The organism is Limimaricola cinnabarinus (assembly GCF_002723615.1).
GTDB lineage: Bacteria > Pseudomonadota > Alphaproteobacteria > Rhodobacterales > Rhodobacteraceae > Limimaricola > Limimaricola cinnabarinus_B.
Genome location: NZ_KZ304964.1, coordinates 24,512 through 38,684 on the forward strand (window position 1 = coordinate 24,512; position 14,173 = coordinate 38,684).

General features: G+C 68.0%; 14 protein-coding genes. 12 read left to right on the forward strand and 2 right to left on the reverse strand.

Going from position 1 to position 14,173, the window contains the following annotated elements; all coding sequences use genetic code 11:
* The first annotated feature begins 28 nt into the window (after positions 1-28).
* From purU to CJ301_RS13000, 4 genes are all read left to right on the forward strand, one after another.
* On the forward strand, positions 29-913 hold the full coding sequence (gene purU, locus CJ301_RS12985; protein WP_099277825.1) for a formyltetrahydrofolate deformylase: 885 nt from the start codon (positions 29-31) through the stop codon (positions 911-913).
* A 120-nt stretch (positions 914-1,033) separates the two neighbouring features.
* Positions 1,034-2,029, forward strand: coding sequence for a taurine ABC transporter substrate-binding protein (locus CJ301_RS12990; RefSeq protein ID WP_099277826.1), 996 nt, complete (start codon positions 1,034-1,036; stop codon positions 2,027-2,029).
* A gap of 60 nt (positions 2,030-2,089) precedes the next feature.
* On the forward strand, positions 2,090-2,896 hold the full coding sequence (locus tag CJ301_RS12995; RefSeq protein ID WP_099277827.1) for a taurine ABC transporter ATP-binding protein: 807 nt from the start codon (positions 2,090-2,092) through the stop codon (positions 2,894-2,896).
* 5 nt (positions 2,897-2,901) lie between these two features.
* Positions 2,902-4,125, forward strand: coding sequence for an ABC transporter permease (locus tag CJ301_RS13000; RefSeq protein WP_254050154.1), 1,224 nt, complete (start codon positions 2,902-2,904; stop codon positions 4,123-4,125).
* On the opposite strand, the gene CJ301_RS13005 is transcribed toward CJ301_RS13000, so the two are convergent.
* Together CJ301_RS13005 and CJ301_RS13010 are read right to left on the reverse strand one after the other, a co-directional pair.
* Complete coding sequence (locus tag CJ301_RS13005) at positions 4,122-4,577, reverse strand: hypothetical protein (protein WP_162620523.1); 456 nt, start codon at positions 4,575-4,577, stop codon at positions 4,122-4,124. The genes CJ301_RS13000 and CJ301_RS13005 overlap by 4 nt on opposite strands.
* Positions 4,578-4,903: 326 nt before the next feature.
* Positions 4,904-5,791, reverse strand: a complete 888-nt coding sequence (locus tag CJ301_RS13010) for a LysR family transcriptional regulator (protein ID WP_216823295.1) — start codon at positions 5,789-5,791, stop codon at positions 4,904-4,906.
* A gap of 123 nt (positions 5,792-5,914) precedes the next feature.
* On the opposite strand from CJ301_RS13010, the gene CJ301_RS13015 reads away from it, so the two are divergent.
* From CJ301_RS13015 to CJ301_RS13050, 8 genes are all read left to right on the forward strand, one after another.
* A complete protein-coding gene (locus tag CJ301_RS13015) occupies positions 5,915-6,940 on the forward strand; it encodes a D-cysteine desulfhydrase (RefSeq protein WP_099277831.1) in 1,026 nt (341 codons plus the stop codon).
* Positions 6,941-6,944: 4 nt separating this feature from the next.
* Entirely contained in the window at positions 6,945-8,156 is a 1,212-nt protein-coding gene (locus CJ301_RS13020) for a DegT/DnrJ/EryC1/StrS family aminotransferase (RefSeq protein ID WP_099277832.1), read from the forward strand.
* Positions 8,153-8,872, forward strand: coding sequence for an aspartate/glutamate racemase family protein (locus CJ301_RS13025; RefSeq protein ID WP_099277833.1), 720 nt, complete (start codon positions 8,153-8,155; stop codon positions 8,870-8,872). Before CJ301_RS13020 ends, CJ301_RS13025 begins: the two co-directional genes overlap by 4 nt.
* Positions 8,873-8,927: 55 nt before the next feature.
* Entirely contained in the window at positions 8,928-9,911 is a 984-nt protein-coding gene (gene tauA / locus CJ301_RS13030) for a taurine ABC transporter substrate-binding protein (protein ID WP_099277834.1), read from the forward strand.
* 62 nt (positions 9,912-9,973) lie between these two features.
* Positions 9,974-10,762, forward strand: a complete 789-nt coding sequence (locus CJ301_RS13035) for a taurine ABC transporter ATP-binding protein (protein WP_099277835.1) — start codon at positions 9,974-9,976, stop codon at positions 10,760-10,762.
* Complete coding sequence (locus CJ301_RS13040) at positions 10,759-11,652, forward strand: ABC transporter permease subunit (protein WP_099277836.1); 894 nt, start codon at positions 10,759-10,761, stop codon at positions 11,650-11,652. The genes CJ301_RS13035 and CJ301_RS13040 overlap by 4 nt, the downstream gene beginning before the upstream one ends.
* 8 nt (positions 11,653-11,660) lie before the next feature.
* Positions 11,661-12,974, forward strand: a complete 1,314-nt coding sequence (gene hisD / locus CJ301_RS13045) for a histidinol dehydrogenase (protein ID WP_099277837.1) — start codon at positions 11,661-11,663, stop codon at positions 12,972-12,974.
* A 58-nt stretch (positions 12,975-13,032) separates the two neighbouring features.
* On the forward strand, positions 13,033-14,052 hold the full coding sequence (locus tag CJ301_RS13050; protein ID WP_099277873.1) for a YeiH family protein: 1,020 nt from the start codon (positions 13,033-13,035) through the stop codon (positions 14,050-14,052).
* Positions 14,053-14,173 lie beyond the last annotated feature (121 nt).

Here is a 14,173-nt window from a genome sequence, read left to right on the forward strand (position 1 = left end):
CCCCCCCAATTCCCGGAGAGAGACGCACATGTCCAAGTTCTGCCTGACCGTGACCTGCCAATCGGCCCGCGGCGTCGTCGCGGCGATCGCCGGCTACCTGTCCGAACAGGGCTGCAACATCACCGACAGCTCGCAATTCGACGACCCTGAGACCGGCGGCTTCTTCATGCGCGTGAGCTTCGTGTCGGAGACCGGCGCGACGCGCGATGAGCTCGAACAGGGCTTTGCCAAGGCCGCGCAGGGCTTTGGCATGGAGTACATGTTCCACGACGAGGCCCGCAAGATGCGGGTCGTCGTCATGGTCTCGCGCTTTGGCCATTGCCTAAACGACCTGCTCTATCGCTGGAAGATCGGCGCGCTGCCGATCGACATCGTCGCGGTGGTCTCGAACCACATGGACTACCAGAAACTCGTGGTGAACCACGACATCCCGTTCCACTGCATCAAGGTGACCAAGGCCAACAAGCCCGACGCCGAGGCGCGGATCATGGCGGTGGTGGAGGAGGCCGAGGCCGATCTGATCGTGCTGGCGCGCTACATGCAGATCCTGTCCGACGACATGTGCCGAGCGATGTCGGGGCGGATCATCAACATCCACCACTCCTTCCTGCCCAGCTTCAAGGGCGCCAATCCCTACAAGCAGGCGTTCCAGCGCGGGGTGAAGCTGATCGGCGCGACCTCGCATTACGTCACCGCCGATCTCGACGAAGGCCCGATCATCGAGCAGGACATCGTCCGCGTCACCCATGCGCAATCGGCCGAGGATTACGTTTCGCTTGGTCGCGACGTCGAGGCGCAGGTTCTGGCCCGCGCGGTCCATTCCCATGCCAACCGCCGGGTCTTTCTTAACGGCGACAAGACCGTCGTCTTTCCGGCCTCCCCTGGCTCCTATTGCAGCGAGCGGATGGGCTGAGAGCTCTATCGTCCGGCAGGGCCCCGCCGTGCCGGATCCCCACGACAGAAATCGGACAAACCGATCGTCATCCCCCGTGGCCTCCAACCGGCCGCACCCAGACCCAACACGGAGAGAGCCATGACACGTATTTTCAGCCTGCCGATCCTCGCCCTATCCGGCCTCATCACCGGGACCGCCGCCTCCGCGCAGGACGGGCTCACAGTCGCCTATTTCACCGAATGGCCGATGCCGTTCCAATACGCCAAGGCCGAAGGGATCTATGACGAGACGCTCGGCTTGCCGGTGAACTGGGTCCGCTTCGATTCCGGCACCGCCATGTCCGCCGCCATGGCCGCGGGCAACGTGCAGATCGCGATCAGCCAGGGCGTGCTGCCCTTCATCGGCGCGGCCTCGGCGGGCCAGGACCTGCGCATTGTCGACATCGCCGCCTCCTATGCCGATAACGAGAACTGCGTCGTCGCCGCCGCGCTTGAGATCGACGCCGAGAACGCGGCGGAGCTTGAGGGCACGCGCGTCGCCGTGCCGGTCGGCACCGGGGCGCAATACACCTTTTTGCAGCTGATGGAGCATCTGGAGGTCGACACCTCGACCATGTCGATCGTCGACATGGCCCCCGCCGAGGGCGCCGCCGCCTTCTCGCGCGGCGATGTCGACATGGCCTGCGGCTGGGGCGGCGCGCTGGGGCGGATGATGGAATACGGCAACGTGCTGCTGACCGGCGCCGAAAAGGAGGAGGTCGGCATTCTCTCCTTCGACCTGACCACCACCATGGCCGGGTTCGCCACCTCCCAGCCCGGGCTGCTTGAAGAGTTCCTCGCCGTCACCGCCGAGATGAACGCCAAGTGGAACGCGGGCGAGGACCGGGCCGAAATGCTGCCGGTCATCGCACAAGACGCCGGCATGGAAGACGCCACCGCGGGCGAGGTGATCGACGATTTCACCTTCATCCCGGTCGATGCGCTGCTGTCCGAAAAGTGGCTGGGCGGGCGCGTCGGCAGCTATATCGACGGTGCTGCGGCCTTCTTCCACGAGCATGGCTCCGTGCCTACGCTTCTGCCCAGCTACGGCGATCTGATCATCACGGCGCCGCTGCAGGACATCGCCACCAACTGAACCGGCGGAGGCGCGAAAGCGCCTCCCTCCCCCCTGCCTCACCGACAAGGGAATGCCCGGATGTCCGGATTGACGCTGAACAATATCTCCATGCGCTTCGATTTGCCCAATGGAAGCCACGTGCAGGCCCTGCAGGACGTGTCCTTGCATCTCGCCAAGGGCGAGCTGCTGTCGGTCCTCGGGCCGTCGGGCTGCGGCAAGACCACGCTTCTCAACATCGTGGCGGGCTTTCTCGCTCCCACCGCGGGCGAGATCACGCTCAATGGCCACGCCGTGCGCGGCCCCGATGCCGAGCGCGGCATGGTGTTTCAGGAAGGCGCGCTGTTCGAATGGATGAACGTGCGCGACAACGTCTCCTTCGGGCCGCGCATGGCCGGACGCCGCAAAGCCGACTACCTGCCCGAGGTCGACCGCCTGCTCGAGATCGTCGGGCTCAAGGATTTCCGCGACAAGGCGATCTACGAGCTGTCGGGCGGCATGCAGCAGCGCGTGGCGCTGGCCCGCTGCCTTGCCAACGACCCGGACGTGATCTTGATGGACGAGCCTTTGGGCGCGCTCGACGCGCTCACCCGCGAAAAGATGCAGGCGCTGGTCCTCAAGCTGTGGAAGGAGACAGGCAAGACCGTGATGCTCATCACCCATTCGGTCGAGGAGGCGCTGCTTCTGGGCGAGCGGCTGATCGTCATGGCCCCGCGCCCGGGCCGCATCCACAAGGAATACCGCCTGCCCTTTGCCGAGCTGGGGGCCGGGATGGACCTGAGGGAGGTGAAGAAACATCCTGATTTCGGCACGACGCGGGAGGATATCCTATCGATGATCTGGAACATGGAAGAAGAAATCATGGGTCACATGGAGCCCGCATCATGACCGGTATCGCGATCCTCCTCGTTTACGTGCTGGCCTTCGTGCTGGCCGCCGCCGCCGCCGGGCTGCTGCGGCGCGGCCGCGCCCGGCGCGCCGATTTCAGCAGCCTCAAGACCGTGACCTTCGGCGACGAGAGCGCGATCCGCCCCGATCGCCTCGCCTCCATCGCCTCGGTCGTGGTGATCTTTCTGCTCTGGGGCGCCTTCACCGGCTCCAAGCTGGTGCCGCTGCACGTGTCCGGCCCTTTCGCGGGCGAGACCTCCTTCACCTACCAGTCCGAAGGCACGGGCGGGCAGCTCAGCGACGGCCGGGTGCGGATCACCGTCGGCCCGGACGGCACGCTTCCCGCCGGGGCCGAGACCTCCGACGATGTCGCCGTCGCGGTGCAGAGCGGGCGCAACAAGCTGATCCAGCTGCCGGGCGACGCGCGCGTGGTCTCTGTCAACGGCACCGAGATCGCGCCGGGCGGGGCTGTGCCGGTCGAAGACGGCACCGTGTCGATGACCTCCAAGGGCACGCTGAGCTTCGCCGCCGAAAGGGGCCTGCAGATGGAGCCGATCTGGCTGCCCTCGCCCGAAGCCGTGGTCGGCCGCTTCATCGAGATCATGGCCAATGGCTACCAGAACTATTCGCTGTGGGAGCATATCGGCGCTTCGCTGCTGCGGGTGCTCGCGGGCTTTACCCTAGGCGCGCTGGTGGGGATTCCGCTGGGCTACGCGATGGGCCTGTCGGGCTGGTTTCGCGGATGGTTCGACCCGATCGTGGAGTTCATGCGCCCGGTGCCGCCGCTGGCGCTGATCCCGCTCGTCATCATCTGGTTCGGGATCTGGGAGACCGGCAAGGTGGTGCTGCTGTTCCTCGCCGCATTGTGGGTGATGGCCATCGCGGCGCGGGCGGGGGTGTCTGGCGTCAGGATCTCCAAGATCCACGCCGCCTATTCGCTCGGCGCGTCGAAATGGCAGATCCTGCGCCACGTGATCGTGCCCAACTCCCTGCCCGAGATCTTCACCGGGGCGCGGGTGGCGATGGGCGTGTGCTGGGGCACCGTCGTCGCCGCAGAACTGGTCGCAGCACAGATGGGCGCCGGCATGATGATCATCGCCGCCGCGAAGTTCCAGCTGACCGACATCGTGATGATGGGCATCATCCTGATCGGCCTGATCGGCTTTGGCATCGACCTGCTGATGCGCCAGGCCGAGACCCGGCTGGTGCCCTGGAAAGGTCGCAGCTAGGCCACCCGCCACCGAAATGTGCGAAGGCCCGCGCGTAACACGAGCGGGCCTTCGCACATTTGCGAGGGGGCGCGGTTCGATGCCAGCCTGCGCCTTGCCTCAGCGACGCGATACCTGCGCGGCGGACGCGCCTTGCGCTGTTCCTCGACGCTGATCACGCCGTCGCCGTTCTCGTCAGCCGCGTCGAACCGTTCGGCCTCGCGCTTCAGCATATCGGCGCGCGAGACGGGCTCGGATGTGCCTTGGCGCTCGGGCGCCGGGCGCTGATCACGTCCCTGCCCCCGCGCGTCGTTCGGGCGGCCTTCGGGCCGGGCCTCTTCGGGCGTCATCTGGCCATCATGGTTCTTGTCGGCGGCATCGAACCGCTCGCCCGCCATCTTGAGCGCCTCGGCACGCGACAGTGGCTTCATCTCGCGCGGCGGCGGCTGCGCGAAGGCCGCGCTGGCGGCCATGCCCGTCAGGGTGGCGATTGTGGCGATGATGCCGATCTTGCTTGCGAATTTCATTCTCGTCGTCCTTGCGAATGGAACGTCCACCCCCGGTCTTCGCGGCGCTGCGCCGCGCCGGGATTGCCCCTCGGATGGCGCAGTTCGGGCGCGGAAAACAGCACGGTATTGTCGCGAGATGTATGCGCCGCGACATCGCGCCCATGGCCCGATCCGCGTGGCGCGCGCCGCTCATCCCCCTGCCGGACAAGGCGCGAAGCCCCGGCGCGGAGTGCGGTCGAACGAGGCGTTCAGCCCCTGCGCCGGATACAATTGAGATGCCCCTCACCGCCCTATCCGCCGACCAATTCGGTCCAGACCGCCTCCTCGGAGCTGCTTTTGGACCCGGCGAGCCGCATCGCGGTGATCGCCAGATCGCAGCTTGGCAGATCGTCCGAAAAATCGATCAGCCCGCCATCGGCGATCCGGTCGCGGGCGAGGCTTTCGGGGATCCAGGCGGTGCCGATGCCGACCTGCGCCATTTCCTGCGCCGCCAGCGTCAGCGCCGTTTCCACACGCTGCACCGCCTGCAGCGGCGGCGGCAGCTTTGGCAGGATCAGCAGGTTCATCACCTGCCCCAGAAACACCGCGTCGGGGTAGGAGACGATCGGCAAGAGCCCCATCGCCCGGTCGCGCAGATGATCCGCCCGCCGCGCCGCCGCATGAACCGGGATCAGCCGGTCCTGTCCGAGCTCGAACGTCTCGAGGTAGTCGGCCTCGACCTCGGGCGCGATCCCCTCGATCCGGTAGACCAGCGCGATATCGGCCTTGCGCGCGAGAAGCTGGCCGTAGCAGTCGTCGAAATTGGCCGAGCGCAGGCGGATCGTGATCGAGGCGTCGCGTGCCAGCACGCCCTGCAGCAGCCGCGGCGTGCGCGAGGTGGTCAGCGCGTGCTGGCTGGCCAGCACCACGTGGCTGTCAGCTATCTGGCTGCCGCTGCGCAGATCGGCGACTAGCTGGCGCAGCGTGCGGATGATCTGAAGAATTCGGTCGCGCTGTGCCTCGGTGGTGCGTTGCAGCTGCACCGGCTTGCGGCTGCGGTCGAACAACTCGACCCCGACATGGTCCTCGATCTGCCGGATGCGGCGAGAAAAGGCAGATTGCGTTAAAAGGCGGCGTTCGGCGGCCTCCGAGAAGGATCCGGTCTCCGCCACGGCGATCAGATCTTCCAACCATTCCAAGCGCATGCAAGGGTCCCCCCTAAGTTGCACATCATGCATATTATAATGCGGATTTCGCATTTGCATAGCGGATTTTGAAGGCGCAACATCCATTTAACGAATTTTTCAGAACGGGAGCGTCTCATGCATCTGGCCCGGTTTCCCCGCGTCCATCTCGCCCACCTGCCCACCCCGCTGGAGCGGCTCGACCGCCTGAGCGCCGAGCTCGGCGGACCCGAGATCTGGATCAAGCGCGACGACTGCACCGGCCTGTCGAGCGGCGGCAACAAGACCCGCAAGCTCGAATTCCTGATGGCCGAGGCGCAGGCCATGGGCGCCGAGATGGTGATGACCCAAGGCGCCACCCAGTCGAACCACGCGCGCCAGACGGCGGCCTTCGCCTCCAAGCTCGGGATGCGCTGCCACCTGCTGCTCGAGGACCGCACCGGCTCCAAGGACCACAACTACAACCGCAACGGCAACGTGCTGCTCGACCATCTGCACGGCGCCACCACCGAGACCCGCGGCCCCGATCTCGACATGCATGCCGAGATGGAAGCGGTGGCCGAGAATTTCCGCAAGGACGGCGCCAAGGTCTACACCATCCCCGGCGGCGGCTCGAACGCCACCGGCGCGCTCGGCTATGTCAACTGCGCCTTCGAGCTGGTGGGCCAGGCCAATGACGCCGGCATGGTGATCGACCACATCGTCACCGCCACCGGCTCCGCCGGCACCCAGGCCGGGCTGATCACCGGGCTCAAGGCGATCAACGCGCAGATCCCGCTTCTGGGCATCGGCGTGCGTGCGCCGCGGGAAAAGCAGGAGGAGAACGTCTACAAGCTGGCCCGCCTGACCGCCGAAAAGCTCGGCTGCGAGGGCATCGTCGCTCGCGAGGACGTCGTCGCCAATTGCGACTATGTCGGCGAAGGCTACGGCATCCCGCGCGAGGACACGATCGAGGCGATCCGCATGTTCGCCGAGCTCGAAGGCATCCTGCTCGACCCGGTCTATTCCGGCAAGGGCGCGGCCGGGCTGATCGACCAGATCCGCAAGGGCCGCTTCAAGAAGGGCGAGCGGGTGGTGTTCCTGCACACCGGCGGGGCGGCGGCGCTGTTCGGCTACGACGCGGTGTTCGAGCGCGCCCCCGGCGACAAGATGGCGGCGGAGTAAACCCATGGCCGAGACGCGTTTCACCGGCAGCTTCACCCAGCAGGAGCCGATCCCGGAGGAGGGCATCTCGGCGGCGCTGGAGCTGCTTCGCACGGGGCGGCTGCACCGCTACAACACCATGCCGGGCGAGACGTCGCTCGCCGCCCGGCTGGAGGCGGCCTATGCCGCGTGGCAGGGCGCGCGCTACTGTCTCGCGCTGGCCTCGGGCGGGCAGGCGATGCAGATCGCGCTGCGCGCCTGCGGCGTGCGGCCCGGCGACAAGGTTCTCTCGAACGCCTTCACCCTCGCCCCCGTGCCCGGCGCCGTGGCCGCCGTGGGTGCCGAGACGGTGCTGGTCGAGATCACCGAGGATCTGGTGATCGACCTCGACGATCTCGCCGTCAAGGCCCGAGCTTCCGGCGCGCGGCATCTCTTGTTGTCGAACATGCGCGGCCATCTGTGCGACATGGATCGGCTGATGCGGGTTGCCGAAGGCTGCGGCCTCACCGTGATCGAGGATTGCGCCCACACCATGGGGGCCAAGTGGAACGGCCGCCGCTCGGGCAATTTCGGCGCCATGGGCTGCTTCAGCACCCAGACCTACAAGCACATGAATTCCGGCGAAGGCGGGTTTCTCACCACCGACGACCCCGAGCTGATGGCCCGCGCGATCATCATGTCGGGCTCCTACATGCTCTACGAGCGCCACGGTGCCGCGCCGCCGCCCGAGGTGTTCGAGAGGATCCGGCTGGAGACGCCGAACATGTCGGCGCGGATGGACAATCTGCGCGCCGCGATCCTGCTGCCGCAGCTCGACCGGCTCGACGATGCCATCGCCCGCTGGAACGCGCTGCACGACCGGATGGCCGAGCGGCTCGCCGCCCTGCCCGGCGTGGCGCTGCCAGAGCGGCCCGCGCCCGAGTTCCATGTCGGCTCCTCGATCCAGTTCCGCCTGCCGGGGCTGGGGGCGGAAGGGGCGCGGCAGTTACTGTCCGAGACGGCGGCGCGCGGGGTCGAGCTGAAATGGTTCGGCGCGGACGAGCCCATGGGCTTCACCTCGAACCACGCGAGCTGGCGCTACCTGCGCGCGCAATCCCTGCCCCGTACCGACGCGATCCTCGCGGAGCTGTTCGACATGCGGTTGCCGCTGACCTTCGCCCCGTCCGATTGCGACGCGATCGCCCAGCATCTCGGCGCGGCCCTCGCAGCGCTGCGCAGCCCGGAGGGCGCGGCATGAGCCCGAAGCGGATCGGCATATTGGGGGGCATGGGGCCCGAGGCGACGGTGCTGCTGATGCAGAGACTGATCGCCGCGACACCGGCGCGCGACGACGCGGACCACATCCCGCTTCTCGTCGACATGAACCCGCAGGTGCCCTCGCGCATCGCCCGGCTGATCGAGGGACGCGGCGAAGATCCCGGCCCGGTGCTCGCCGCGATGGCGCGCGGGCTGGAGGCGGGCGGCGCGACCGCCCTGGCCATGCCCTGCAACACCGCGCATCACTACGCGCCGGAGATCCGCGCCGCCGTCTCGGTCCCCTTCATCGACATGATCGCCCTCTCGGTCGGTCACGCGGCGCGGCTGGCCGGGCCAAGCGGCAAGGTGGGGCTTCTGGGTTCGCCCGCGCTGCGCCGGATCGGGATCTTCGACCGCGCTTGCGCCGAGGCCGGGCTGATCCTGCTGCACCCGGCGGACGAGGAGGCGCTCCTGGCCGCGATCCGCGCGATCAAGGCGCACGGTCCGGACGAGGAGAGCCGGGCGGCGCTGCACGCAGCCTCGGCCGACCTCGCGGAACGTGGGGCCGCGCTGCAGCTTGTCGCCTGCACCGAGTTTTCGCTCATCGCCGAGGCGCTCGTGCCCGGGGCCGAAGGCATCGATACGCTCGACCGCCTGGTTGATGGCATCCGCGCCGCCGCGACGGGAGCGCGAAACAAGGCCGAAACCGCGGCCTGACACCCATGCAGAACGGCGCGGGACAGCGTCGATGCATCCAACAGAGGAGTAGACCATGAAGAAGACGATGCGCGTGGCGCTTGCACTCACCACCAGTCTCACCGCCGGATCGGCGCTGGCCGAGACGGTCACCATCGGCCATTTCGGCAACCCCACCCCGATGCAGGTCGCCCGCGCGGAAGGTAAGTTCGAAGAGGCCACCGGTTGGGACATCGAATGGCGCAAGTTCGCCTCCGGCTCCGAGGTGATCGCCGCCATGGCCTCGGGCGACATCAAGCTCGCCGAACTCGGTTCCTCGCCCCTGGCCATCGCCACCAGCCAGGGTGTCGATCTCGAGATGTTCATGCTGGCGCAGGTGCTGGGCTCGGCCGAGAGCCTGATCGCCCGCGACGGTAGCGAGATCGAGACGCTTGAGGATCTCTCGGGCAAGCGGGTCGCGGTGCCGGTCGGCTCGACCGCGCATTTCTCGCTGATGGGCGCGCTCGATCACGCCGGGGTCGAAGCCTCGGATCTGACGCTTCTCAACATGCCGCCCGACCAGATCGCCGCCGCTTGGGAGCAGGGCGCGATCGACGCGGCCTTTATCTGGCAGCCCGTGCAGAACCAGATCGCCGAGACCGGCACCCGGCTTGCCACCTCGGCCGATACCGCCGAATGGGGCTATCCGACCTTCGACGGCTGGGTGGTGAACGCCGCGTTCGCCGCCGAGAACGCCGAGGCCGTGACCGCCTTCGCCAAGACCATGGACGAGGCCAACGCCGCCTATCTCGCCGATCCCGCCGCCTGGACGCCCGAAAGCGAGCCGGTGCAGACCATCGCCGCCGAGACCGGCGCCGATGCCGCGCAGATCCCCACCATCCTCGAAGGCTTCACCTTCGTGCCGCTCTCCGAGCAGCTGGGCGAGACCTGGCTCGGCGGCGCGCCCGAGACGATGCGTTCGACCGCGCAGTTCCTCAAGGATGCGGGCCGCATCGACCGGGTGGCCGAGGATTACTCGGGTTTCGTCAATACCGAGATCGGCACCGCCGCCACGCAATGACGCCCCGCCTTCCGGCCCCCGCGCGGGGCCGGGACGCTCAGACCCCGACGAGGAGTGGTCCAATGGGACTCAACATCAATTCCGCCTCCGTGGTGTTTCCCGCGGCCGAGGGAAGGCCGCCGGTCGAGGCGCTGCGCGGCATCGACCTGGCCATCGCCGAGGGCGATTTCGTGGTGGCGCTCGGCGCCTCCGGCTGCGGCAAATCCACGCTTCTGAACCTGATCGCGGGCTTTCTCGCCCCCAGCTCGGGCGAGATCCTGCTCGACGGCAACCCGGTCACCGGGCCGGGCGCCGACCGCTCGGTCGTGTTCCAGAAACACGCTCTGCTGCCTTGGCTCAACGTGATCGAGAACGTCGCCTTCGGGCTCAAGATGCAGGGCGTGGCCGAGGCCAAGCGCCGCGCCGTCGCCGAAGAGTTCGTGAAGCTTCTGGGTCTCGACGGCTTCCAGAAATCCCCGGTCTACCGGCTTTCGGGCGGCATGCAGCAGCGCGTCGGCATCGCCCGCGCGCTGACCTGCGACCCCAAGGTGCTCTTGATGGACGAGCCCTTGGGCGCGCTTGATGCGCTGACCCGCGAAAAGGCACAGGAGCTGATCCTCAGGATCTGGAACGATACCGGCAAGTCGGTCTTCTTCATTACCCACAGCGTCGAGGAGGCGCTGTTCATGGGGACCAAGCTGATCGTGATGTCGCCCCGCCCGGGCCGCATCTCGCACCGCTTCGACCTGCCGTTTTCGCGCCGCGTGCTCGCGGGCGAGCCGGCGCGGCAGGTCAAGGCCTCCCCCGAATTCATCCGGCTGCGCGAGGAGGTGCTCGGCATCATCTTCGCCGACGAGGAGGAAGCGGCATGATCGAGACCGTGAAACACCGCCCCCACGTCGCCGAAAAGGCCCGCATCAACCCGCGCAGCGGCGTCTTCGCCTGGCTCGCGCGCAGCCGTCCCACCAAGCCCGGCGAAACCTATGGCGTGCCGGGTCAAGGCGACACGATGTGGCTTTCGGTGGCCTCCATCCTGTTTTTGCTCTTCGTCTGGTGGGCGGTGACCGCTCTGGGGCTGGTCAAGCCGCTCTTCGTGCCGAGCCCGCAGGCTATCGTCGCCAAGTTCGTCGATGTCTGGCAGAACGGCTTCACCAACACCTCCTTCCTCGAACATGCCGCGGTCTCGACCGCCCGCGTCTTCGGCGCCTTCCTTCTGGCCTGCGCAATCGGCATTCCGCTCGGCCTCGCCATGGGGATGAGCCCGGTGATGCGCGGGCTGTTCGATCCGCCGATCGAGTTCTACCGCCCGATCCCGCCGCTGGCCTACCTGCCGCTGATGATCATCTGGTTCGGCATCGGCGAGACCTCCAAGGTGCTGCTGATCTTCCTGTCGGTCTTCGCGCCCGTGGCGCTTGGCGCCCGCGCCGGCGTCCGCTCCGCCGCGATCGAGCAGATCCACGCCGCCTACAGCTTCGGTGCCTCGCGCTGGCAGGTGCTGCGCCACGTGATCCTGCCCTCGGCCCTGCCCGAGATCCTGACCGCGATGCGCATCGGCGTCGGCTTCGGCTGGACCACGCTGGTCGCCGCCGAGATGGTCGCCGCGACAAAGGGGCTTGGCTACATGGTGCTCTCGGCCAGCCAGTTCCTGCAGACCCCCACCGTCATCATGGGGATCATCGTGATCGCCGCGATCGCCTATGCCTTCGACCTGCTGATGCGCTGGATCGAACGCAAGGTCGTCCCCTGGAAAGGCAAGATGTGAGAGACGACATGACCGTGACCCATCTCAAGGCCGCGAAACACCGCCCCGAAAGCGACCAGGCCGACACCCGCGCCACCGTCGAGGCCATGCTGGCCGAGATCCGCGCGGGCGGCGAGGCCCGCGTCGCCAGCTATGCCAGCGAGCTCGATCGTTGGGACGGCCCGCTGCTGGTGGACCACGACACCCGCCGCGCCGCCGCCGCCCGGCTGCCCGAAAGCCTCAAGGAGGACATCCGCTTCGCCCATGCCAATATCCGCCGTTTCGCCGAGGCGCAGATGCGGACGGTGCAGGGCTGCGAGGTCGAAATCCTGCCCGGGCTCATCGCCGGGCAGCGGCAGATCCCGGTTTCGGCGGCGGGCTGCTACGTGCCCGGCGGGCGCTACAGCCACATCGCCTCGGCGCTGATGACCATCACCACCGCCAAGGTGGCGGGGGTGGGCCACATCACCGCCTGCTCGCCGCCGCGACCGGGCGAAGGCATCCCGGCGGCGATCCTCTACGCCATGGATCTGTGCGGCGCCGACGCGATCCTGAACCTGGGCGGCGTGCAGGGCGTGGCGGCGATGGCGGAGGGGCTCTACGGCCTGCCGCGCGTCGACATTCTCGTCGGCCCCGGCAACCAATACGTGGCCGAGGCCAAGCGCATCCTCTTCGGCGAGATCGGCATCGACATGTTCGCCGGCCCCACCGACAGCATGGTGCTGGCCGACGCGACCGCCGATCCGGAGATCGTCGCCGTCGATCTCGTCAGCCAGGCCGAGCATGGCTGGAACTCGCCGGTCTGGCTCGCCACCACCGACCGCGCCCTGGCCGAAAAGGTGATGCAGATCGTACCCGGGCTGATCGACGCGTTGCCCGAGCCCAACGCCTCGAGCGCCCGCGCCGCATGGGCCGATTTCGCAGAGGTGATACTCTGCGAGGATCGCGAGGCGATGGCGCGCGTCGCCGATGACTATGCGCCGGAGCACTTGCATGTGCAGGCCGCGGATCTCGACTGGTGGCTCGAGCGGCTGCGCGCCTATGGCTCGCTGTTCCTCGGCGAGGAGACCACCGTCGCCTATGGCGACAAGGCCTCGGGTCCGAACCACGTGCTGCCGACGTCGGGGGCGGCGCGCTACACCGGCGGGCTGTCGGTGCACAAGTTCATGAAGACGGTGACCTGGCAGCGCGCCGACCGCGCCGCCTCGCGCCAACTTGGCGGGGCGACCGCCCGGATCAGCCGGGTCGAGGGGATGGAGGGCCATGCCCGCGCCGCTGACATCAGGCTCGAGCGCTACGCCGCGACCGAGCCCGGCCCCGCCGCTGCCAAAACGGCGGTCTGACCCGATCGGGCGTCCGGGCTAGGGCCCGGGCGCGCCCCGATCCGACGGAGACAAGATGATGAACGTGACCGCCCTCGCGCCCGCAGCCCTGCGGGCGCCCGTCCTGCGCCTGCCTGTCCTGCTGCCCGGCTTCACCATTGCCGCCGTGGTTGCTATCGCAGCCAAGTTCATCTCCGAGCATTACGGCGCGCCCGCGATGCTGATGGCGCTGCTCTTGGGCATGACGTTGCAATTCCTGTCGCTCGAAGGGCGCTGTGTCGAGGGGATCGGTTTTACCGCCCGGCAGGTGCTGCGCTTTGGCGTGGCGCTCTTGGGGGCGCGGATTTCGGTGGAGCTGCTGCTTGATCTCGGGGCGGGGCTGATCGGGCTGATCGTGGCAGCGGTGGCCGCGACGATCCTGTTCGGCTTTCTAGCGGGCAAGGCCTTGGGCAAGGGCTGGCGCTTCGGCCTGCTCACAGGGGGCGCGGTGGCGATCTGCGGCGCCTCGGCCGCCATGGCCATCGCCGCGGTGCTGCCGCGCGATGAGAATTCGGAAACGGATCTGAGCTTCACCGTGCTCGGCGTCACCGTGCTGTCGACGATGGCGATGATCGCCTATCCGCTGCTGACCGGCTGGTTCGGCTTCGACACACGCACCACCGGCGTTTTCCTCGGCGCGACGATCCACGACGTGGCGCAGGTCGTCGGCGCGGGTTTTTCGATCTCGTCCGAGGCGGGCGAGACCGCCACGCTGGTCAAGCTCATTCGCGTCACCCTGCTCGCGCCCGTCGTGCTGCTGTTTTCGCTGGCGATCCGCGCCCGCGGCCTGGGCGACAGCGTCTCGGGCCGCAGGCCGCCGCTGATGCCGGGCTTCGTAGTCGGCTTTCTGGCGCTGGCGGCGCTGAACTCGCTGGGTCTCGTGCCCGCCGCGCTGGCGGATCTGCTGGCGGACGCATCGGGCTGGGCGCTGCTGATCGCCATTGCGGCGGTGGGGATGAAGACCTCGCTGGCCACGGTGCTTCAGGTGGGCGGAGCCGCCATCGCGCTCATTGCCGCCGAGACGGTCTTCCTCGCGGTGATCTTCGTCGCAGCCCTTTGAGACCCCGATGCGGCGGACCGCGCCGGGACCTTCGGGGCCCGACCGATCACGGGCCTGCACTGCCGGATGCGTTTGAGGCGCGGGCTTCCGACCCCACTTCATGGCGAGACGCCCCCCTGCC